Here is a 22,062-nt window from a genome sequence, read left to right on the forward strand (position 1 = left end):
ACGATGCAATGGGTCATGAGGAAGAGGAACCCGCGATGACGGAGACGACAACAGACGAGGTACTTGCCGAGCTGGCCTCCCTCGAGGATCCCGGAATCAGAGTGGTGAATGCGAGGCACGGGGACGATCACGGAGTAAATCTGGGGAAGCTGCGCGCCGTAGCCAAGCGTTTGAAGACTCAGCACGACCTTGCAGTGAGCCTCTGGGCAACCGGTGATACAGCTGCGAGGTTGGTCGCGCTTCTGATCTGCCGTCCGAAGGCTTTCGAGCGTGACGAGCTGGACTCGATGCTTAGGGAAGCTCGTGCACCCAAAGTGCATGACTGGCTCGTCAACTATGTGGTGAAGAAGAGCTCGTTCGCCGAAGATTTACGGATCGCCTGGTTTGCCGACCCGAGTCCCGTCGTGGCGGCTGCCGGTTGGGCACTGACTTCGGAACGAGTGATCAAGAGTCCCGATGGCCTGGATCTTCAGGCCCTGCTCGATGTTATTGAAGCAGAGATGAAGGACGCCCCGGATCGGCTTCAGTGGGCGATGAACCACTGTCTGGCCATGATTGGGATTGAACACGTCGAGCATCGTGCTCGAGCGCTTGATATCGGTGAGCGCCTTCAGGTCCTCAAGGACTACCCGACTCCCCCAAACTGCACCTCACCGTTCGCGCCGAGCTGGATCAACGAGATGGTGAGCCGGCAGGGCACCAAGGAAACTGGGTAAGCATGCGGATCGTCTCCTGGGACTGCGGTCACGAAACAAATCTTTCCTCGCCGCCTCCCTCCGGCACGCCGCGCACACATGGTGGGAGCATTGCATTCACGGTGACCACGCTTCAGCCGATGCATAAACGCTCTCAGGCGTGAACACCATGAAACAGGCGGGGCAGACGTGGGGAGGTATCCCGGATAGGCTGTGAATACGGCCTTAATCGTGGTCTCTATATTAGGAGTAACGATGCGCGCACTTGTGGTCTACGAGTCTCTGTGGGGCAATACCGAGAAGGTAGCGCGAGCCATCGGCGCCAGACTTGCCGTCAATGCCGACGTTGAGGTGCTTGACTCGGATGCAGCACCAACGTTAGTTGATGGATACGACTTGTTGGTGGTTGGTGGCCCGACGCACGCTTTCTCTATGACCCGCGCATCCACCCGAGCTGACGCCGTCAAGTCCCACTCGGCCCCGCATGAGCCGGCCCGTGGCATCCGGGATTGGCTCAACCAAGTCGAACGGCCCAGTACTGAGATCCCCGCCTTCGCGTTCGATACCCGGGTCGACAAACCGAGACTCCCCGGTTCCGCGGCAAAGGCGGCGAGACACGAGTTGCGCTCACTTGGATTCGACACACAAGTCAAGCAGCAAACCTTCCGCGTCCATGGCTACGAAGGGCCCCTCCTGGACGGTGAGATCGAACGCGCAACGGAGTGGGCAGGCGATCTGCTTGCGCGGCTTGGCGCTCCATAAGGCACACGGAGTACCTCCTGTAGGCCGGATGAACAATTTTCGAAGCCCCTTCCGTCCTGCTGGACCCACGAGTTTAGTAGGCTCCATCTACCGGACGGCCTGCGGGTTCCGGGGGCCGAGTTTGGTCTGCAAGCACTGAGGAGGTCACCGTGTCAGTTCTCCTTTTCGCACCGGTCACGTTCAATCTGGCTGAAACAACCCGCATGATCGAGGTTGCAAAAGCACTTCGCGATCGTCATGAGTGCGTCTTCCTGGGGTACGAACCGGACTTCTCTCTTTTCATCATCGACGCTGGGTTTACCTTCCATCAATTGCAGCCGGTCTGGAATGAGCTAGAAAAAGCTCGGGCGCTGGCGCTGGATCAAGGCCGAGGGGTGCGCAACCCGTTCACCGTTGATTTGGTGCGCCGCCGGGTGGCGGCGGAACGCCGCCTGATTCGTGAGACCGCAGCTGTAGCCGTGGTGCACGGCACCAACGTCACCTCTCTGATCTCTGCACGCGCCGAAGGGATTCCTCTCTTCTACCCGGTACCGTTTGCACTGACACGTCCTCATGTTGAGCAGACCAAACACGGCCTCTTCGCTATCCCAGGGTGGGTAGAGCCGGTGGTAATGCCTGCATTCAGGGCTCTATACAACACTGCTCCCCTGGTCCCACGCGCCTTCAAAATCGCGGCCCGGGAAAACTCAGTGCGCCCGCTTCGCAGCATGGCGTCGATGTTCGAGGCAGACTACAACCTGCTCACCGTTATGCCATGGGAACTGGAGGGCTATTCGTTGCCATCCAACTATGAGAGGGTCGGGCCCATCTTCGCGCACCTGCCCGGGGAGTTGCCCGACGTCGTTCACGATCTTGCGTCCTCTCCCCGGCCGCTGGTCTACCTTGCGCTCGGGTCTTCAGCAAGCAGACGTCTGGCTCTGGGTACCCTTCGATCCCTGGGTAAACTACCCATCAACGTCGTCGCACCTGTGGCCCATTACCTTACTGATGGCGACCGCAAGGAGGTACCCGCCAATGTGACAGTGACCGGTCTGCTGCCGGCTCACCGGCTAGGGGGATTGGTGGATGCGGCAGTCCTTCATGGTGGTCAAGGGACTGTGCAGACGGCATGCGCCACAGGAGTCCCCTTCGTGGGGATGGGATTGCAGCCGGAGCAGAGGTGGAATGTTGCCGTATGTGAACGCCGTGGCAACGCGATAGCTTTACGACCCCGCCAGGTCGGCACTCCTACCTTCGCGCGGTCGGTTCGAACTGCCATCGAAGATTCGGGTATGCGCGATGCCGCGACCCGCACCCAACTGGCCTACGCGTGCGAAAACGGTGCGATCGCCGCGGCGTCCGCGATCGAACGCGTTCTGGCCGCTCCCAACCCCCGGGACTTCGAAGCTCCTTGAGTCTTCATCTGCCCTCCCATCCGTCATCAGTCCCGATGGGAACTATCGGATTGGTTCTGCATCCTGCCCCACACAACTTGTGCTTCCTGGTGCTGGAAGGATTGGCACCAGGTGTGGCACTGCGATCTAAGGGAGCGAGCCCAGGCACCATATCCAGGCACCAGCGTAGCGGACGTCTTCGCCATCTCTTGATCGATCCCGAAGGCTAACCCGACGGACCAAAGGGACCAAAGGGACCATGCGTAGCCTCAGTCTTCGTCAAGCGCTTTCGGTCAGCATGCCTTGAGGGTGACGATCCCCCGGATGTCGTTCGAGCCATCCCTCGAGTCCGTCGAGGAGGAGGTCGAGGCCGAGCGGAAACTCGTCGCCATAGGAGTAGCCCGGTTGAAGCACATGCTCCGCCGTCAGCTCGGCGAGGTACGGGTAATCGTTGACGGGAAGTTGGGCGAGCATGGCGTGCGCCATGGCAGCCGTCTCTTCCTGAGTGTGAAACGGCAGGTTCTTCTCCTGCATCGCGAAGCCGTAGATGTAGCTGTCCAATGCCGAGAACGCGTGGGCTGCCATTGTGATGGAGAATCCCGCGTTCCGCAACGTGCCGATCACCCGGTCGTGATGCCGCAGCGTGGCTGGCCCCGGATTGGTCCCTGAGTCCTTCAAACCGGTGGCCCATGGGTGGCGTGAGAGCGTGTCGCGGAATGAGACCGATCGCTTGCGGATCGCCGTCTTCCAATCGTCGCTGTGCAAAGGCAGTTCGATCTCGTTGAACACGGCGTCGACCATAGCATTGAGCAGGTCTTCTTTGTTCGCGACGTGGTTGTAAAGCGACATCGCTTCCACCCCAAGTTCTTCCCCGAGCCTGCGCATCGTCAGTGATTCGATGCCCGAGTCATCGGCAAGCGCAATTGCTGCGCCCAGCACCAGCTCGCGGTTCAGGCGGCCGCGTGATGCCGCCTCGGTCTTGGTCGAGAGTCTCGCCATAATTTCTCCGTTCTGGTCTATTGACAACCTTACCATGTAGGCGTACTTTACTTACACCATCAGCTTACAACGTAAGGATATCAAAATGAACCGCACCTCGCTCGACTCGAGCAAGACCGACGTCGCGCAACGCCCGATGAACTTCACCACCTGGTCGCTACGAACTGCGGCCTTTGTGGCCGGACTCGGACTCGCGATCATGGCGGTGCTGGCTGGTTTCGCCAACTTCGGCGCGATTGTTCCCCTGATCGCTCGCGGTGATGCCGAACAGACCGCACAGAACGTCTCCGGCGCCCCGCTCCTGTTCTTCGCGGGTGTCGTCGGCTTTTTCATCGTGGCCCTGCTCGACATCATCGTGGCGGGGGCGTTCTACACACTGTTCCGGCCGGTGAGCCGTCGGGTCTCGGCGGCGGCCGCCTGGATGAGATCGGTGTACGCGGTCTTGTTGGTGATTGCGCTCAGTCAACTCGTGATCGGGTTCTCGCTCCTCGGCGATCCCGAAGCCGCCCTCCCGGTGCTGGAGTCGTTCAACACCATCTGGGTCATCAGCCAGGGCCTGTTCGGCATTTCCCTTCTGCTGGTCGGCTATCTGGCCTTCCGATCGGGTTTCGTGCCAAAGGTCTTCGGCATTCTGCTGGCCATCGCAGGCATCGGATACCTGGCCGATGCCGTCGGTGTGGCCGTTATCCCCGACTTCTCTGCCGTATTCGCCCAGTTCATGTTCGTGGGCGAGGTAGCGATTATCTTCTGGCTACTCATCGCTGGCCGCCGGCTGCCCGCCAACTGAACCGTCGACTGCCAAGGAGAAGACCATGGACAATCCCGGCACCGGAAACTTCCCCAGGTCCTAGCCACCCCTAACTCAGGAGAACCGCATGCAGGCAATCACAAGCCGCTCCTACGGCACGCCAGAAGTCGTCCACGTTGAAGAGATTGATACACCGGTCCCCAGAAAAGGGGAGGTATTGATCCGCAACTATGCAACCGTAGTCTCACAGGCGGAATCTACCGCACGCAACGGCAAGGACCCCCTTGCTAGGCTCTACTTCGGTTTAGCACGGCCGCGCTTTCCGGTCCTGGGAACTGGCTTTGCCGGTGAAATTCAGTCAATAGGAAGCGCTGTAACCAAGTTTCGTGTTGGTGATCAGGTCACAGGATCAGCGGGACCAACCCTCGGTGCCCATGCCGAGTACGTCACGGTTTCCGAAAACGGGATCATCGCGTTGAAGCCTGCCAGCCTGGTACCGACGGACGCCGTGGCAGTCCTGGATGGTGCACTCACCGCCTTGCCCTTTCTAAGAGACGCCGCCAGCCTGAAGTCCGGTCAGTCGATATTGATCAACGGCGCCTCCGGCGCGGTGGGTACGGCGGCCGTTCAGCTCGCCAAGCATTTCGGGGCAGTTGTCACCGGGGTCTGCAGCACGGCAAACCTTGATCTGGTGAAATCCCTAGGTGCCGACACAGTGATCGATTACACCGCACAGGACTTCACAGAGCTGGGCCAGGTCTATGACGTTGTCTTTGATGCGGTAGGCAAAAGCTCATACACCCGCAGCCGGAAGCTTCTGAAGCCCGGCGGCATCTACCTGACGACCGTGCCCTCCTTACCGATTTTGATGTGGATGCTGGTGACTCGCATCTTCGGCAAACCCCGGGCAAAAATCGCGTTCACCGGGCTTCGAAGAGCCAAAGCGATGGCTCTGGATGTGAAGTTCATCAGCCATCTGGCGGCATCGGGACACTATGTCCCGGTTATCGACCGAACCTACAACCTGAAGGAAGCCGCCTCCGCGCATGCCCGTGTGCAATCAGGGCGCAAGAAAGGCAGCGTCGTCCTCACCCTGCATGACCCCGGTGAATAGCGGCCTCCGCGGCAGCGGCACTGTTCTTTCCCTGACACCCAGAAACCCTGACCCGGAACATCGCGTCCCCGTCGTTTACCGAACGCATCATCTGAGTCCCGGTAACCATCTTGCTGGTGATAACACGCTGGGCTCTTCTGTCTTCTCGAAGAGGGCAGGAAAAAGGCCCGAACCCGCGAGTTTTCGCAGATCCGGGCCTCTGACCAGACTTTCAGCAGGGACTTCGAAAATAAACTCCTAGAAGTCCCAGTCATCGTCCTCGGTGTTGACTGCCTTGCCGATGACGTAGGACGAACCCGAACCCGAGAAGAAGTCGTGGTTCTCGTCGGCATTCGGCGACAGCGCCGACAGGATCGCAGGGTTCACGTCAGTGACCGACGCCGGGAACATCGCCTCGTAGCCGAGGTTCATCAACGCCTTGTTGGCGTTGTAGTGCAGGAACTTCTTGACGTCCTCCGCCAGCCCGACGGAGTCGTACAGATCATGGGTGTACTGGACCTCGTTCTCGTACAGCTCGAACAACAGCTCAAACGTGTAGTCCTTGATCTCCTGCTTCCGCTCAGCCGACTCCTTTTCAAGACCCTTCTGGAACTTGTAGCCGATGTAGTAGCCGTGAACAGCTTCATCGCGGATGATCAGACGGATCAGGTCAGCCGTGTTGGTCAGCTTCGCCCGTGACGACCAGTACATCGGCAGGTAGAAACCTGAGTAGAAGAGGAAGCTCTCGAGCAGCGTCGACGCCACCTTGCGCTTCAGGGGATCGTCACCACGGTAGTAGTTCATGACAATCTCAGCCTTGCGCTGCAAATTCTCATTCTCAGTCGACCAACGGAAAGCCTCGTCGATTTCCTTGGTGGAAGCCAGCGTCGAGAAGATCGACGAATAGCTCTTGGCGTGCACCGACTCCATGAACGCGATGTTCGTGTACACGGCCTCCTCATGAGGAGTGATCGCATCGGGAATCAGGCTGACAGCGCCAACCGTGCCCTGGATCGTATCCAGCAGGGTCAAACCGGTGAACACCCGCATGGTGAGCTGCTGCTCGTCAGGAGTCAGCGTCGCCCACGACTGAACATCGTTGGACAACGGCACCTTCTCGGGCAGCCAAAAGTTGTTGACCAGACGGTTCCAGACATCCACGTCCTTGTCGTCCTGGATGCGGTTCCAGTTGATTGCCTCAACGTGGCTGAGCAGCTTGACCTTCTCGGTCATGTCATCCCCTAAATGGTGGGTTAGTTCTTAGTTAAAGCGTACGACGGCGGGCGGGCACCCGCCGTCGTACTGGTAGTCAGCAGCGGCTGCCTACAACATGCAGCTGACGCAGCCCTCTACCTCGGTCCCTTCCAGCGCAAGCTGGCGGAGACGGATGTAGTAAATGGTCTTGATGCCCTTCTTCCAGGCGTAAATCTGGGCCTTGTTGATGTCCCGCGTGGTGGCGGTGTCCTTGAAGAACAACGTCAACGACAGGCCCTGATCCACGTGCTGCGTGGCAGCTGCGTAGGTGTCAATGACCTTTTCGAAACCCAACTCATACGCATCCTCGTAGTACTCGAGGTTGTCGTTCGTCAGGTATGGCGCCGGATAGTACACGCGGCCCAGCTTGCCTTCCTTGCGGATCTCGATCTTCGACGCCACCGGGTGGATCGACGAGGTGGAGTTGTTGATGTAGCTGATCGAACCGGTGGGTGGAACGGCCTGCAGGTTCTGGTTGTAGATGCCGTGCTCCATGACCGAAGCCTTCAGAGCACTCCAGTCCTCCTGGGTAGGAATGTGGATGTTCGTGAACAGCTCGGCAACCTTCTCTGTCTGCGGAACCCAGGCCTGGTTGGTGTACTTGTCGAAGAACTCGCCGCTGGCGTACTTGGACTTCTCAAAGCCACCGAATGTGGTGCCGGTCTGGATGGCCAGCAGGTTCGATGCCCGCAACGCGTGGTAGACCACCGAATAGAAGTAGATATTGGTGAAGTCCAGGCCCTCTTCGGAACCGTAGTGCACCCGCTCGCGTGCCAGATAACCGTGCAGGTTCATCTGGCCGAGGCCAATCGCGTGGCTCTGGTCATTGCCGCGGGCAATCGACGGAACCGAGACGATGTTGGACATGTCAGACACAGCCGACAGCGACCGGATGGCCGTTTCGATGGTCAGACCGAAGTCCGGCGAATCCATGGTCTTCGCAATGTTCAGCGAACCCAGGTTGCAGGAGATGTCCTTGCCGGTCTCGTCGTAGGACAGGTCATCGTGGTACGTGGTGGGCTGTGAGACCTGAAGGATCTCGGAGCACAGGTTGGACATGATGATCTTGCCGTCGATCGGGTTGGCCCGGTTCACCGTGTCCTCGAACATGATGTAGGGGTAGCCGGACTCGAACTGGATCTCCGCGAGGGTCTGGAAGAAGTCGCGAGCCTTGATCTTGGTCTTCTTGATCCGGGCGTCGTCCACCATTTCGTAGTACTTCTCGGTGACCGAAACGTCGGAGAACGGCATGCCGTACACCTTTTCGACGTCGTAGGGCGAGAACAGGTACATGTCCTCATCCTTCTTGGCCAGCTCGAAGGTGATGTCAGGGATCACCACGCCGAGCGACAGGGTCTTGATCCGGATCTTCTCGTCAGCGTTCTCACGCTTGGTGTCGAGGAAGCGGTAGATGTCAGGGTGGTGCGCGTGCAGGTACACAGCCCCGGCACCCTGGCGGGCACCCAGCTGGTTGGCGTAGGAGAAGCTGTCCTCAAGAAGCTTCATCACTGGGATGACGCCCGATGACTGGTTTTCGATCTGCTTGATTGGTGCACCAACCTCGCGGATGTTGGTCAGCGCGAACGCCACACCGCCGCCACGCTTGGACAGCTGCAGCGCCGAGTTGATGGACCGGCCGATCGACTCCATGTTGTCTTCGATGCGGAGCAGGAAGCAGGAGACCAGCTCACCGCGCTGGCGCTTGCCAGCGTTGAGGAAGGTGGGGGTGGCCGGCTGGAAACGGCCCTCGATGATCTCGTCAACCATCTGCAGCGCCAACTGCTGGTCGCCGCGGGCCAGGTGGAGTGCCACCATGCAGACGCGGTCTTCGTAGCGCTCCAGGAATCGCTTGCCGTCAAACGTCTTGAGCGTGTACGAGGTGTAGAACTTGAAGGCGCCGAGGAAGGTCTCGAAGCGGAACTTCTTGCTGTACGCGCGCTTGTAGAGGTCGCGGATGAAGTTCATTGAGTACTGGTCAAGGGTTTCCCGCTCGTAGTACTCGTTCTTCACGAGGTAGTCGAGCTTTTCCTCAAGATCGTGGAAGAACACGGTGTTGTTGTTGACGTGCTGCAGGAAGTACTGGTGTGCAGCCTCGCGATCGGCCTCAAACTGGATCTCTCCGTTGGGGCCGTAGAGGTTCAGCATTGCATTGAGCTCGTGATAGCCCATGCCGTGGAACCGCTCTAGCGCAGGTGCGGCGGTGCCGCCTGCTCCCTTTGTCTCTGTCTCTGCAACAGTCATATCCAAAACGCTTCCAATCCTTGGGCTACGCGGTCAACGTCCTCAGACGTTCCCATCAATTCAAATCTGTATAGAACAGGTACTCCACATTTGGCTGCGATGATGTCCGCCGCCAAGCAGTAGGTCTCCCCGAAGTTCGTGTTTCCGGCGCCGATAACGCCTCGGATCAAGGATCGATTTCCCTCGTCGTTGAGGAACTTGATCACCTGCTTGGGCACTGCGCCCCGCCCGGAAATTCCCCCATAGGTGGGAAGGACCAGTACATACGGCTGCAGTGCCCTAAGAGTCGGATCTCGCGTCAGTAGCGGCATTCGTGCTGAGACCGTGCCCATTGCCGCGTCCAACTTCTGGACGAAACGGTGGGTGTTGTCCGAAGACGACGAGAAATAAATCAGTCGGGCATTGGTCACCCCGCCCGGCTCGCTGGGAGCCGCTGCGGCGGGTGTAGTGTCCATTGCTGCGAGGGTCATGAGGTGAATGCTTCCCGACGACGGCGCGCTGGCCGCCCGTTCCACGGAAGATCCGTTTCCTGTCAGATCAGGCGACCGAGCTGACCGATGCCTGGCCGAGTTCTGCCAGTTCGTTGATCTTGTCTGGCCGGAAACCCGACCAGTGATCCTGCTCAGTGATGACTACTGGAGCCTGCATGTAGCCCAATGCGCGGACACGCTCCAAAGCGGCTGGATCCTGTGAGATATCCACGCTCTGGTAGGTGATGCCCTTCTTGTCCAATGCCCGGTACGTGGCGTTGCACTGTACGCATGCTGGCTTGGTGTAAACCGTGACGGTCATAGTCCCTCTCCCCTTGTAATTCTTAGCTTGTTATCGACGCATATTCAGGAATTGGAGGGCTTCAAAAGTGGGCTTCCCGATGGTGTTCCGGGCTGCTCCGCCTATGCCTACCTTGCCAGCGGTTCGATATATAAATACTACATCTAGTGCAAACCGATGGATGCGACCCCAAGATGATGTATTACAAGTATGTCATTCATCGGCTGGTTCGTCCACAGACAATCCACAAGTGAACCCCCTGGAAATGTGCGGAAACCGGCCAATCCCAGAGCGTCGTCCACACCCCTGTGGAGTACTTGCACACAGGCAAAATACTTCTGTGTCGTGAGTTGTCGGCGTGTCGCGGTTGCCCAGGCACTACGACGCCGCACCCGCCACTGCTGTGCAAAGGGTCCAGTTGCGCAAAGGGGCTAGTTGCGCAAAGGTTCCAGCCATGAGTTTCCAGCCGCGTGAAGTTGACAGCCCCGCAACAGTGTCGGCAGCCGAACAGAAAACCTAGCCGAGAGGCTTCTGGGACAGGATCTGATCCACTCCCATCCGCCCATCACGGAAGGTCATCATCGCGCCCACGAGATAGACCCGCCAGACCCGGGCCACTTCCTCGCCCATCATCTCAACAGCCTGATCCCAGTTGGCGTCAAACCGGTCATGCCAGGCGTCAATGGTCCTGACATAGTGTTCCCGCATGGCCTCGACCCCGAGGATCTCGAATCCGGCGTTCTCGATCAGGTTGACCGTGTCGCCGACAGCCCGCATATGCATATCGGGAGCAATGAAGGATTCGATGAACGGTCCACCACCCGGGTGTTTGCCGTGACGCGACATCTGCTGGATCAGTACTTTGCCGCCGGGCCGCACGTTGCGGAACAGGGTGGAGGTGTAGGTGCCGTAGTTTTCTTCACCGACATGCTCGCCCATCTCCAACGATGCCACCGCGTCGTAGGGTCCGTCGCGAACATCGCGGTAGTCCTGCAACCGGATCTCTACCCGGTCCTGCAGGCCACGTTCCTTGATGCGCTGATCGATAAAAGCCTTCTGTTCCCTGGAAATGGTCACACCGGTGACTTTGGCACCGAAGTGCTCGGCGGCGAAGAGACTCAGCGAACCCCATCCGCAGCCGACATCGAGGAAACGCTGCCCGGGCATGGTATCCAGTCCGATCTTGCGGCAAACCTGGTCCAGCTTGTCCCGTTGGGCGTCCTCCAGCGTGTAATCCTGATCATCGGAGCGCCAATAGCCGCAGGAGTAGGCCATGTGATCATCAAGGATCAGTTCGTAGAAGGCATTCGACAGGTCGTAATGGTGGCTGATTGCCTCGCGATCACGGAGCAGGCTATGCAGGCGGCCCTTGATCTTCGCCTGCGACGCCGGCGCCGGGAGCGGCGGCCCGAAGACCCCCAGCTCGCGGGCCAGCTTGGTCAACTGCAACACCAGCGCGGGAGTGAGCTTCGGCATCGACAGATCACGCGACGCCACCACCTTCCACAGATGGGTCAGCGCTGCTTCGAGGGAGCCTGGCACATCGATCTCTCCGGTCACATAGGCCTGGGCCGCACCCAACTCCCCCGGGCTCCAGAGCAACCGCCGCAGCGCATTGGCGCTGTTGATCTGCACCTCTGGCTGGTCCTCCGGCCCGGCAGTACTGCCGTCCCAGGCCCGCAAATGGACGGGCAACTCGCCGCCGACAATGGGTTCGAGGATCCGCGCGAGCTTTCCGGCAATGTCCTTATCGATGCTGGCGGCCTGCAATGTGGCGTCTGGCTGAGTCAAGGGAATGCTCCTGATGGTTATGGCCGGCGGTCGAAGATGAGCTGTTGCACATCGAGGTAACCGGACTGAAAACCGGCCCTCGAATAGCACAGGTAGAACTGCCACATCCGCTGGAAGACCTGGTCAAAGCCCAGCTCCGAGACGTCATCGGTGTGGGCAAGGAACCGCTCTTCCCACAGCCGAAGGGTCTGCGCGTAGTGGTCGCCCATCGAGAGCCGCTCCCGTACCCGAAGGCTCGTGTAGCGGTCGGTGATGTCCTCGATCGCCCGCACCGATGGGATGAAGCCTCCGGGGAAGATGTACTTGTGGATCCAGGTGTAGGACCGGCGGGTCACCATCATCCGCTCGTGCGGCATGGTGATCGCCTGAATGGCCACCCGGCCGTCCGGGGCCAGCAGCCGGTCAATGGTCTGGAAGTACACGCCCCAGTACTCGTAGCCCACAGCCTCGATCATTTCTACCGACACGATCGCATCGAACTGGCCTTCGACGGCACGGTAATCCTTCAGCTCCACGGTCACCTGATCGGAGAGGCCGGCGTCGGCAATGCGACGTTCGGCCAGTTCCTTCTGCTCACTCGACAGGGTTACCGAGACTACGGTGGCGCCGCGGCGTGCCGCACGGATGGCCAGCTCACCCCAGCCGGTGCCGATTTCCAGCACGCGGGTGCCTTCCCTGACGTCGGCCTGGTCCAGCAGGCGGTCGACCTTGCGTTGCTGGGCTTCAGGAAGGTCATCCCACCGGGCGTCCAGCAGCTGCGGACCGTTGGCGTTAAACAGTGCACTGGAATAGGACATGGTGTCGTCCAGGAACAACTTGAACAGGTCATTGGACAGGTCATAGTGCCGGGAAATGTTTGACCGGGTGTTGACCTTGGTGTTGCGCTCCTTGCGGGGCGGCTTCGGCAGGTACAGGCCACGGAGCTTCTGCAGCGGCACCGGGACCAGGTGCGCCGCCTGCGCGGCGAACACCTGCATCACCTCGGTGAGGTCCGACGCCGTCCAGTCCTGCGCCATGTAGGCCTCACCCAGACCGATCAGACCGTTGTCGCCCAGGCGGGCAAAAAAGTCGGCGGGCCGGTGGATGCGCATCTCGGGACGTGGACCGCCGCCTGGAGCGCCGAGCACCGTACCGTCGTCGTACACCACCCTCAGTTGCAGGCGGTTCACTGCGGCAGCGAAGATTTTCTCGGCGAGGGCTGCAGCAACCTTGTTCCTCGGACCCGATGGAACGTTGGCGATACCGGGCCAATACTCCGGGTCAGCGTTAGCCTCGGAACGAACAAGGGTACTCATCGAACTGCCTCCTGTGATTCATGGTGTGGTCGGGTGCGCACCGGCAAACGACGCACCCAGAGTTTAACTCCCTGCCACCGGATCTGCGCAGCTGCGCGCAGAGGTGCAACAGGGATGGATGTGATCATCCGAACAACATTTCGGGTGGTGGCCGGCAACCGGTGCCCTGCCATTGTGGCGATGAAAGGGGCCTGGCCGTCCCTGTGCAGGGTGATTGCAACCTTGAGACGTTCCGCCGGCTCCGGAACCCGCATTTCATAATTTCCTGAAACGTCGTTAAACGGCGACACATAGAACGCTTTCCCGGTTGTTGCCCGGCCGGACTCATCGGGGTTCAGCAGGTAGCAGTGACGCTCCCCATAGGTGTTGTGCACCTCGGCGATGACCGCGGCCAGCGACCCGTCGGTGCGATGGCACCAGAACAGGCTCAACGGGTTAAAAACGTGACCGAGCACCCGTCCGCTGGCCAGCATGGTCACCCGGCCGCCGTCGTCGTCGATACCCTGGGTCGCCAGGTAGGTCGCCACGTTGGACCGGATGGACTGCTCCGGGTCCCCCAGATGGTCGGCTGCCGAGAATACCGCGAATGGCCTGAGCACGCGCGGGAGCACCGGCAGATCAGCCAGGTCCACGAACCAGCTGTAGCTGCGGTACGTGAACTCGTTCTGTAACGGCGTCCGGCGGATGTGTCGGATCGTCGTCGGGTACAGGGCGGCGGTCATGACGGAGCGTCCTCCAGCGCCGCGTCGAGTCGCTCGGCGTCCCAGGATCCCCCCAGGCGTTCGGCCGCGCGCAGCCCGGACAGGGCCCCATCCTCATGGAACCCCCAGCCGTGGTAGGCCCCGGCGAAGGCGATGCGGTCGTCGCTGAGCTCGGTCAACCGGCGCTGGGCGGCCAACGACGACGGCGTGTACTGGGGGTGTTCGTAGGTCATGGAACGCAGCACTGAGGCCGGGGCTATCTCGTCACCCTCACCCAGGCTGACCAGGAACCGGTGGTCGGTCCGGCCTTCGAGCCGCTGCAGCCGGGTGAGGTCGTACGTCACCAGCACACGGTCGGGGCTGGCGTCGCAGGACGGCAACCGATAGTTCCACGACGACCGCGCGGCGTCGGTGCGCGGCAGCACCGATTCATCGGTGTGGAACAGGGTGTGATTGGTGGAGTAGGGCATGTCGCCAAGAACTTCGGCCGCCAGCGGATCGGGGTCCCCCAACATGGCGAGCGCCTGATGCGGGTGGGTGGCAATGACTACGGCATCGTAGGTTTCGGTGGCCTGGTGCGCAGCATCGCCTAGCACCGTGACGACGACGCCGTCCCCCACCTTGCTCACATCGGTCACCGGCGAACCGAGCCGCACGTCCTCGATGTGTTCCAGCACCCGGTTCACGTATTCCCCCGACCCGCCAGTGACCGTGCGCCACTGGGGTGATCCTTTGATGGTGAGCATCCCGTGGTGGGACATGAAGGAGAACAGGTACCGCGCGGGGTAGGCGAGCGCCGTGGCCGGGTCGCAGGACCACACGGCCGAGACGACCGGGGTCATGAAGTGGGACGTGAAGTACTCGCTGAACTGTCCCTTGGCGAGAAACTCCCCGAGAGTCATGCCGTCGTCGACGGTTGGGCTGTCGGTGTGTCCCTCATACCCGCCGGTGTCCTTCAGCAGGGCGCGGGCGTCGCGCTGGAAGCGCAGTACTTCGAGCAGCATTTTGAGGTATTTCCCGCGGCGGAGCACTCCCCGCTGGGCGAACACCCCGCGGCGGCCCTTCGCCCCGGCGTATTCGAGGCCGCAGCCATCACACCGCACCGACATGGTCATGTCTGAGTCCTGCGTGGGAACCCCCAGCTCCCCGAAGAGTCGCAGCAAGGTGGGATAGGTCCTGTCGTTGTGGACGATAAACCCGGTGTCCACCCCCGAGGTGGTGCCATCGGACATCGGCATCTGGTGGGTGTGGGCGTGCCCGCCCGCACGGTGGTCGGCCTCGTACAGTGTGACCGAATGGTGACGGCTCAGCACGTAGGCCGCGGTCAGCCCGGCGACACCACTGCCGACAACGGCGATCCTGCGCCGTGCGCGGAACCCGCTACGGTCGGCCCCGAGGGGGTCAGGGTCATGCTGATAGTCGGTCATCTGCGCTCCTCCGCGTGGGTCGTGGGACTTCGCCGCCGGCCGGTTGGGCCGGTCAACTCGCCACTACAGGCCTCCTAGAAGGAAAACGCCTGTTGTAAATATAGTTTGGTAAGTGTTCGGAGACGGACGATTTCCGGATTGGTGCAATGGATCAGGCCAGACGGCAGGGATAAAGCGTCAGCTGACGAAAGGATTGCCGTGGTTAACCCAGTGCATTTGCGCACTCTTCTGGAGGTCATTCGCCTCGGATCCTTTACTGCTGCTGCGTCCCGGTTGGGGTATACGGCGTCGGCCGTGTCGCAGCAAATGTCAGCCCTGGAGCGGGACACCGGTGCCACCCTGTTCGAACGGTCGGCGCGGAGCGCGATACCCACCGAGGCGGCGGTGGTCATGGCACGTCACGCCGCGAAGGTTCTCACCGATATTGACGCCCTGCTGGCGTCCACCGCGCGTGCCGAGGCGGAGTCCACCCAGGAGCTTCGGTTGGGGATCTTTCCGAGCCTGGCGACCTATGCCCTGCCGCGGCTGCTGGGCACCCCTGAGTGGCGACGCCTGGGGATCAGTCTGAAGGTGTACGTGGCCGAACCCGGCCAGACCATCCAGGGTTTGCGGGCCGGCGGCGAGCTCGATTTGGCGTTGGTGTTCCAGGTGGGCCAGGGTGGGCTGGCATGGCCGTCATCGGTCAGCCGGCAGTGGATCGGGGACGACAATTTCCGGGTCGTGCTACCCGCGGCCTGGGGCATTCAGCCGGGGGCGGCCGTGAGCGCCGACCAGCTGTCCGACATGCCCTGGATCATGCACCACCCGGGAACCGCTGATGCCACGGTGATTGAGCGGCTCTTTGCCAGCTGCAACCTGCACCCCCGGGTGGTGGCGTATTGCGACGATTTCAATGCCAGCCTCGAGCTGGCAGCGGCCGGGCTCGGCGCCGCGCTGGTTCCTGAACTAGCGATGACGCACGGCCCGGCCGGTGTGGTGGCTCTTGATGTCCCGGAGATTCGTCTCGCGCGGAGCATTTTCGCGCTGCAGATCGGTGACAAGCAGACCACCAGGGTGAGGCTTTTCATGGACCAGCTGGCAGGCATCCTCAAGGCACAGAGCATCGAGCCGATCCGCCGCTAGAGCTGGGCCCGCACCCGGGCCGCAGCGTTGACCAGATTCCGCAGCGACTCAATGGTCTCGGCGTATCCCCGGGTTTTCAGCCCACAGTCCGGGTTCACCCAGATCTGGCGGGCTGGCAGCTGCCGAACCGCCTTCTCGACGAGTGCTACCACCTCCTCCTCGTCGGGGATCCGGGGCGAATGAATGTCGTAGACACCCGGGCCCACTCCCCGGGCGAACTGCTGCTCCTGCAGGTCGTGGACCACTTCCATCCGTGAGCGGGCGGCCTCGATGGAGGTGACATCGGCATCCAGCCCATCGATTGCGTCGATGATGGCGCCGAACTCCGAATAGCAGAGGTGGGTGTGGATCTGCGTAGACGGTGTTGCCCCCGCCGTCGCCAGCCGGAACGACGCCACCGACCAGGCAAGGTAGTCCGGCTGCAGCGCCTTCCTCAGTGGCAGCAGCTCCCGCAGCGCTGGTTCATCGACCTGGATGACACGGATACCGGCGCGCTCCAGATCGCTTACCTCGTCCCTGAGGGCGAGTGCCACCTGGTTGGCGGTCTCCCGCAGCGGCTGGTCATCCCGCACAAACGACCACGCCAGGATGGTGACCGGTCCCGTGAGCATCCCTTTCACCGGCTTCTCAGTGAGTGACTGGGCGTACTCCGCCCATCGCACGGTGATGGCCTCCGGACGGCTCACATCGCCCCAGAGGATGGCCGGCCGGGTGCACCGTGAACCGTAGGACTGCACCCACCCGTTCACTGTGACATCGAACCCGTCCAGGTTTTCGGCGAAGTACTGCACCATGTCGTTCCGCTCCGGTTCGCCGTGGACGAGGACATCGAACCCCAGGTCCTCCTGCAACGTGACCACCCGGGAAATTTCTTCCTTCATCAGGGTGGTGTACTGCTCGGCGGTGAGGTCGCCCCGGAGGAACCGGGCCCGGGCCGAGCGCACCTCGGCTGTCTGCGGAAACGATCCGATCGTGGTGGTCGGTAGCACCGGCAGTTGCAGGGCTGTTTCCTGCGCGGCCGTCCGCTCCTGATAGGCGACGCGGGTGAAGTCCGACGGCGTGAGCGACCCGAGGCGGTCCCTCACCTCGCTGCGGATCACGCCTTCGGCAGCAGCGCGAGAGGCACGCACAGCCGACGCTTCAGTTATTGCCGCGTCAATGGATCCCGCCGGTGAGTTATCGACCAGCCGGGACAGGGTGACGACCTCCTCCACCTTCTGATCAGCGAAGGCCAGCCACGTCCGCAGCTCGCGATTCAGCTGCGGTTCGTCCTCGACACTGTGCGGCACATGCTGCAGCGACGTCGACGTGGCGACACTCACTCGGGTTACCGTCGCAGTGAGGGTGGACAGTGTTGTGGCCGCTCGCGCCAGATCGGCCTTCCAGATGTTGTGGCCGTCCACCACTCCGGCGACCAGGGTGGTATCCCCCAGGGCGGCAAGGTCGGCTGCAGCGGGCAGCTCGCCTTTGACCAGGTCGAGGTGGAGCGCGTCGATCCCAGTACCCCCGAGGATGGGCAGTAGACCGCCCAGCGAGCCGTACTGGGTGGTGACGAGCACCGCGGGTCGTACCTTCGCAGCGGTGAGGAAACGGTAGGCCCGTTCGACGGCGCCAGCCACCTCGGAGGCGGGAACCGCCTGGTCTGCCACCAGGGCAGGCTCTTCCAGCTGCACCCACTGCGCGCCCGCTTCGGCCAGCTGTTCGAGCAACTGAATGTACAGCGGCAGCAGGTCATCGAGACGACTGAGCGGGTCGAACCCTGCCGGCGCTTCGTCGGCTGCCTTGCTCAGCAGCAGGAACGTGACCGGACCGATTATGGTCGGGCGGACGGTCAGACCCTGTTCGGCCGCCTCCGCAACGTTGCGGAGTATCCAGTTGTTGGCGAGCGTGAAGCGGGTGTCTGGCCCGATTTCGGGAACCAGGTAGTGGTAGTTGGTGTCGAACCACTTGGTCATTTCCAGAGGCTGCCGTCCGGCGTCGCCACGCGCCAGGGTGAAGTAGGCGTCCAGGCCGAGCTGGCCGCCGTCGTCGTAGAGGTCCTGGAACCGGTCGGGAACGGCGCCGAAGGTCGCGGCCGTGTCGAGCACCTGGTCGTAGAGGGAGAATGACGCGGGGATCGCCGACGTGGATTCCCCCAGGCCGAGGCCAGCGAGGTGCCTGTAACCGTTCAGCCGGAGGTGCCGCGTGGTGTCCTCCAACTGGGGGGCCGTACTCGTTCCCGCCCAGTAGGCTTCGACTGCCTTTTTGAGTTCGCGGCGGGGACCAATACGGGGGTAGCCGACGATGGTGGCTGCGGGGAATGCTTTGCTCATGAGTTGGGTCCTTCGGGAGTGGGAGGGATCAGGCGGATCGGCTGAGACCTGGTGCTGGGGGGCGGCTGAGCTCGAGCCGGTCCAGGACGTCAAGTGCCGCGCCATGTTCGTTGAAGGTGTAGATGTGGAGGCCCGGGGCGCCGTCGTCGAGCGCCGCATGGGCGAGGTCCACGGTGGCCTGAACGCCGATGCGGCGCCGCGCGGCGTCGTCGTCGGCGTTCATCAGCCGGTCCCTGAGCGTGGCGTCAACCTCGATTCCCGCGAGCTCGCTGAGACGCTCCAGCCGCTGCACGCTGGTGAAGGGGATGACACCGGGAATGATGGGAATCTCCACCCCGGCTCTGCGGGCGGTACGCAGGAGCCGGCGGTAGTGATCGGGAGCGAAATACACCTGGGTGATCGCGAAGTCGGCGCCAGCGGACTGTTTGGCCAGCAGCACCTCGATGTCATGTTCGAGACTGGGCGATTCAGGGTGTTTGGTGGAGTAGGCGGCGACCCCGACGGCGACCTTCCCCGCACACAGGTGGGCTGTCAGCTGACGCTCCACCCGCCGGATCAGCTCTACCAGCTCGCTGGCATAGTGCAGCTCGCCTGCTGACAGTGACATGTCCTGGGGCCGGTCACCCCGCAATGCGAGGATGCCGCGCACCCCACGGGAGATCAGTTCATCGATCAGCTCCATGAGGTCGTCGCGTGAATTACCCACGCAGGTCAGGTGCGCCAGGGGCTTCAGGGTGGTCTCATCAAGCAGCCGCATGAGCAGACCGATGGCCGTGTCACGGTTGGAGCCGGACGCCCCGTAGGTGACGGACACGAAGTCGGGGCGGGTATCCTCAAGGGCTCTGATCGTCCGCCAAAGAGCCTCTTCGGCGCTGGCGGACCGGGGCGGGAAAAGTTCGTAGGACAGAGCGGGGTAGCTCTGCGGGGGCGAATGCGCGAAAGACATTTGTGTCCTTGTCGATAGGTCACTGCTGAAACGGTAGGCATCAGTTGAGTGAATAACCAGGAGGGACGCAGAGCTGAGTTCAGGCGTGGCGCGGCCGCGCACCACTTGAACTTCTGCGAACAAATGTCAGGCCCACATGGGGGCACCCACACTCTCCATCGGAGAGTCGCTGACCCGTTACTGAAGTAACTTGGGGGCTACGCTACGCCGTCGACCCGGTGGCATCAAGTATCGGCCGCGTAATACTGCGTCATTGGATGTATTCGGCATTGCTGGGAGAATAGCAAGCATGCTGAAAAAACCATCCGGTGCACGCCTGTTAACCCAAATGGGTGGGCTGGTCCGACACAAGCGGCTACTGCTGGCCGTCAAAGCTGCGCTTGCCGCGTCCATCGCCTGGCTGATCGCTCTGCAGGTTCCGGGAGTCGCTGCGGAGTATCCGTACTACGCGCCGCTCGGCGCCGTGGCCTGCATGTACCCAACCATCTCGGGTTCAGCCAAACAGGGATTCCAGATCCTTATCGGGCTGGCCATCGGGTTTGCCCTGGCGTTCCCTATCATTTTCCTGGGCGACCGCTCAGTGTTCTCCATCGCGCTGGTGGTTGGTTTTGGGGTGCTGGCCGGTGGTCTGCCGCGCATCGGTGCGGGCCGGGACTGGATTCCCATCGCCGCCCTGTTTGTGCTCCTACTGGGCGGCGACGATCCCGATGGGTACTCGTTCGGGTATCTGGTGCAGATGCTGGTGGGCGTGACCGTTGGGCTAATCGTGAACATCGTCATTGTCCCGCCCCTGCATCTCACTGGTGTGATCACTGGACTCGACAGCCTCAGGTCGGCGCTGTCCCTGCAGCTCAAGGACATGGGTGAGGCGTTGCGGGAACAATGGCCCCCCGAGCACGAGGAATGGGCCGACCGGCAGACCAAACTCACCACGTTCAGCCAGGAGGTGCGTACAGCGGTTCAACTGGCTGATTCGAGCCGCCACGGGAACATCCGTCAGTACCGTCACAAGAGAGACCTCGCTGCAGATTTCCACTCCCTGCAGTCGATGGAGCGAATCACTTTTTATGTGGAGGACATGACCGAGTTGCTCGCCGACGTCATCTGGCGATCACCGGAGACCACCCCGCTGCCCAAGCCCCTGGGACCGCCGCTCGCCCACGCACTGAACCTGACCGCCGCCGCAGTTGAAGAGTGGGACACCACAGCCGATTCGATGACCGATGCGGAGGCGGCGGTGGAAGACCTGATGGGGCACGTCAAACACGTCTCGCCGGATGATCGCATCGAAGCCACGGCTTCGATGGGCATGTCCCTAAGGCGCATCCTGCTGACCATCCACGCTGACGCTGGCCCCCAGGACCAGGAGGGAATTACTCTGCCGGCTCCTGAAACGAATGATCAATGATGCCAAGATCAGCGAGCTGCGCCGACATTCCAGCGCCATCCGGTGCAAACACCCACGGAATATTCGGCGTCCGCGATGACGGTTTCGCGTTCGATCGGCCACCGGCCAGGACCGCCTCACCCATGGTGAGCTGGCGGATGGCGACCGCGCGGACATTCTGCGGGTAGTGGTCCGCGAAGTCGGCGTAAATTTCTTCATCATGCTGCCCGTTGTCACCGATGAGGAGCCACTTGATGTCGGGGAATTCGCCTGCGAGCCGTTTCAGAGAGCTGCGTTTATGCTCGGGTCCGCTGCGGAACCACCGGTCCCGGGTCGGACCCCAATCGGTGAGCAGTTTCGGACCCGCCGGGTAGAGGTTCCGGGAGAGGAACCGGGTCAGCGCGGGAGCAACATTCCATGCTCCGGTGGACAGGTAGAGCACAGGAGCACCGGGAGTCTCCTGGGTGATCCGTTCGAGCAGGACTGCCATGCCGGGCGTCGCCGCCCTGGCGTGCTCGTCCAGAACGAACGTGTTCCAGGCCGCCAGGAAGGGCCTGGGCAGGGCTGTGACCATCACCGTGTCATCAATATCAGACACCACCCCGAAGGTGGTGCCGGACTCGATAATCCGCACCGGCGACTCAACCAGGATGTCATCGGCGGACCGCAACTTGATGGTGTGCCACCCGGGGGCAAGCTGCGCATCTATGCGCGCATCGACGATGCCGCCACGGTCGGCGGTCACCTCATGGATTTCCCCGTCAATCTCAACTGTGACCTTCGCGTAGCGCACCGGCGCGCTGGTGAAGTTGCGCCAGCCACGGATGCCCTCCTTGATGGTCTTCAGCACTTCGCCGCCCTTGATGGGCGCCATCTCCACTGGATCGGCAAGAACCACACGGGCGAGCACCCGAATCCAGGTTGCTGAGCCATAGCCGGTGTAGGGAATGATGGTCTCCACATGCCCACGCTTGATGGCGACATTGGTCTGGACCGAGTGCCAGGCGTCGTCGATCCGTAATCCGAGGTGGGTACGTTCCTTGACGCCGTCGCGCTGCGGGTCGGGCTGACTTGATGGGTTGCTCGATGACATGCCACTAGTCTTTCACGCCGGCGTACCCATCTTCGTTCAGTAGGGTGGTGCA

At 61.7% G+C, this 22,062-nt stretch carries 19 protein-coding genes; 7 read left to right on the forward strand and 12 right to left on the reverse strand.

What is annotated here, in order from left to right:
- Window positions 1-35 precede the first annotated feature (35 nt).
- The 3 genes from ACX80Z_RS13400 to ACX80Z_RS13410 all read left to right on the forward strand — a co-directional run bounded on the left by ACX80Z_RS13400 (window position 36) and on the right by ACX80Z_RS13410 (window position 2,851).
- Entirely contained in the window at window positions 36-716 is a 681-nt protein-coding gene (locus ACX80Z_RS13400) for a DNA alkylation repair protein (protein WP_459316205.1), read from the forward strand.
- Window positions 717-950: 234 nt separating this feature from the next.
- Window positions 951-1,457, forward strand: a complete 507-nt coding sequence (locus ACX80Z_RS13405; RefSeq protein ID WP_459316206.1) for a flavodoxin family protein — start codon at window positions 951-953, stop codon at window positions 1,455-1,457.
- 149 nt (window positions 1,458-1,606) lie between these two features.
- Window positions 1,607-2,851, forward strand: coding sequence for a glycosyltransferase (locus ACX80Z_RS13410; RefSeq protein WP_459316207.1), 1,245 nt, complete (start codon window positions 1,607-1,609; stop codon window positions 2,849-2,851).
- Between the two features lie 258 nt (window positions 2,852-3,109).
- Here ACX80Z_RS13410 and ACX80Z_RS13415 read toward each other — a convergent pair whose 3' ends face one another.
- On the reverse strand, window positions 3,110-3,829 hold the full coding sequence (locus tag ACX80Z_RS13415) for a TetR/AcrR family transcriptional regulator C-terminal domain-containing protein (protein WP_459316208.1): 720 nt from the start codon (window positions 3,827-3,829) through the stop codon (window positions 3,110-3,112).
- A gap of 85 nt (window positions 3,830-3,914) precedes the next feature.
- On the opposite strand from ACX80Z_RS13415, the gene ACX80Z_RS13420 reads away from it, so the two are divergent.
- Both ACX80Z_RS13420 and ACX80Z_RS13425 read left to right on the forward strand, forming a co-directional pair.
- Window positions 3,915-4,616: a DUF4386 domain-containing protein gene (locus ACX80Z_RS13420; protein ID WP_459316209.1), complete on the forward strand. Its 702-nt coding sequence runs from the start codon at window positions 3,915-3,917 to the stop codon at window positions 4,614-4,616.
- An 88-nt stretch (window positions 4,617-4,704) separates the two neighbouring features.
- The gene (locus ACX80Z_RS13425) at window positions 4,705-5,691 is read left to right on the forward strand and encodes an NAD(P)-dependent alcohol dehydrogenase (RefSeq protein ID WP_459316210.1); all 987 of its coding nucleotides are present in this window, start codon (window positions 4,705-4,707) and stop codon (window positions 5,689-5,691) included.
- 237 nt (window positions 5,692-5,928) lie between these two features.
- On the opposite strand, the gene nrdF is transcribed toward ACX80Z_RS13425, so the two are convergent.
- From nrdF to ACX80Z_RS13465, 8 genes are all read right to left on the reverse strand, one after another.
- The gene (gene nrdF, locus ACX80Z_RS13430) at window positions 5,929-6,903 is read right to left on the reverse strand and encodes a class 1b ribonucleoside-diphosphate reductase subunit beta (RefSeq protein ID WP_019482488.1); all 975 of its coding nucleotides are present in this window, start codon (window positions 6,901-6,903) and stop codon (window positions 5,929-5,931) included.
- A 90-nt stretch (window positions 6,904-6,993) separates the two neighbouring features.
- Complete coding sequence (gene nrdE, locus ACX80Z_RS13435) at window positions 6,994-9,093, reverse strand: class 1b ribonucleoside-diphosphate reductase subunit alpha (RefSeq protein ID WP_459316222.1); 2,100 nt, start codon at window positions 9,091-9,093, stop codon at window positions 6,994-6,996.
- A gap of 68 nt (window positions 9,094-9,161) precedes the next feature.
- Window positions 9,162-9,620, reverse strand: a complete 459-nt coding sequence (gene nrdI, locus ACX80Z_RS13440; RefSeq protein ID WP_026041031.1) for a class Ib ribonucleoside-diphosphate reductase assembly flavoprotein NrdI — start codon at window positions 9,618-9,620, stop codon at window positions 9,162-9,164.
- Window positions 9,621-9,702: 82 nt separating this feature from the next.
- Window positions 9,703-9,957: a glutaredoxin-like protein NrdH gene (gene nrdH / locus ACX80Z_RS13445; protein ID WP_019482491.1), complete on the reverse strand. Its 255-nt coding sequence runs from the start codon at window positions 9,955-9,957 to the stop codon at window positions 9,703-9,705.
- A gap of 495 nt (window positions 9,958-10,452) precedes the next feature.
- Window positions 10,453-11,727: an SAM-dependent methyltransferase gene (locus tag ACX80Z_RS13450; protein WP_243400500.1), complete on the reverse strand. Its 1,275-nt coding sequence runs from the start codon at window positions 11,725-11,727 to the stop codon at window positions 10,453-10,455.
- A gap of 17 nt (window positions 11,728-11,744) precedes the next feature.
- Window positions 11,745-13,022, reverse strand: a complete 1,278-nt coding sequence (locus ACX80Z_RS13455) for a class I SAM-dependent methyltransferase (RefSeq protein ID WP_459316211.1) — start codon at window positions 13,020-13,022, stop codon at window positions 11,745-11,747.
- The gene (locus tag ACX80Z_RS13460) at window positions 13,019-13,744 is read right to left on the reverse strand and encodes a DUF1365 domain-containing protein (protein ID WP_459316212.1); all 726 of its coding nucleotides are present in this window, start codon (window positions 13,742-13,744) and stop codon (window positions 13,019-13,021) included. Before ACX80Z_RS13460 ends, ACX80Z_RS13455 begins: the two co-directional genes overlap by 4 nt.
- Entirely contained in the window at window positions 13,741-15,150 is a 1,410-nt protein-coding gene (locus ACX80Z_RS13465; protein WP_459316213.1) for an NAD(P)/FAD-dependent oxidoreductase, read from the reverse strand. Before ACX80Z_RS13465 ends, ACX80Z_RS13460 begins: the two co-directional genes overlap by 4 nt.
- Before the next feature lie 198 nt (window positions 15,151-15,348).
- Between ACX80Z_RS13465 and ACX80Z_RS13470 the strand changes: the two genes are divergently transcribed.
- A complete protein-coding gene (locus ACX80Z_RS13470; protein WP_024477419.1) occupies window positions 15,349-16,272 on the forward strand; it encodes a LysR family transcriptional regulator in 924 nt (307 codons plus the stop codon).
- Here the strand turns inward: ACX80Z_RS13470 and metE are convergent.
- Both metE and ACX80Z_RS13480 read right to left on the reverse strand, forming a co-directional pair.
- Window positions 16,269-18,584 carry a 5-methyltetrahydropteroyltriglutamate--homocysteine S-methyltransferase gene (metE, locus tag ACX80Z_RS13475; protein ID WP_459316214.1) on the reverse strand — a complete coding sequence of 772 codons (2,316 nt, stop codon included), beginning with the start codon at window positions 18,582-18,584 and terminating at the stop codon, window positions 16,269-16,271. The genes ACX80Z_RS13470 and metE overlap by 4 nt on opposite strands.
- 28 nt (window positions 18,585-18,612) lie before the next feature.
- Window positions 18,613-19,530, reverse strand: coding sequence for a methylenetetrahydrofolate reductase (locus tag ACX80Z_RS13480; RefSeq protein ID WP_459316215.1), 918 nt, complete (start codon window positions 19,528-19,530; stop codon window positions 18,613-18,615).
- Window positions 19,531-19,819: 289 nt separating this feature from the next.
- On the opposite strand from ACX80Z_RS13480, the gene ACX80Z_RS13485 reads away from it, so the two are divergent.
- The gene (locus ACX80Z_RS13485; RefSeq protein WP_084442932.1) at window positions 19,820-20,938 is read left to right on the forward strand and encodes an FUSC family protein; all 1,119 of its coding nucleotides are present in this window, start codon (window positions 19,820-19,822) and stop codon (window positions 20,936-20,938) included.
- Here the strand turns inward: ACX80Z_RS13485 and ACX80Z_RS13490 are convergent.
- Window positions 20,904-22,010 (reverse strand): App1 family protein, encoded by a 1,107-nt coding sequence (locus tag ACX80Z_RS13490; protein WP_459316216.1) that lies wholly within the window; start codon window positions 22,008-22,010, stop codon window positions 20,904-20,906. The genes ACX80Z_RS13485 and ACX80Z_RS13490 overlap by 35 nt on opposite strands.
- Window positions 22,011-22,062 lie beyond the last annotated feature (52 nt).

Source organism: Arthrobacter sp. TMT4-20 (genome assembly GCF_054510775.1).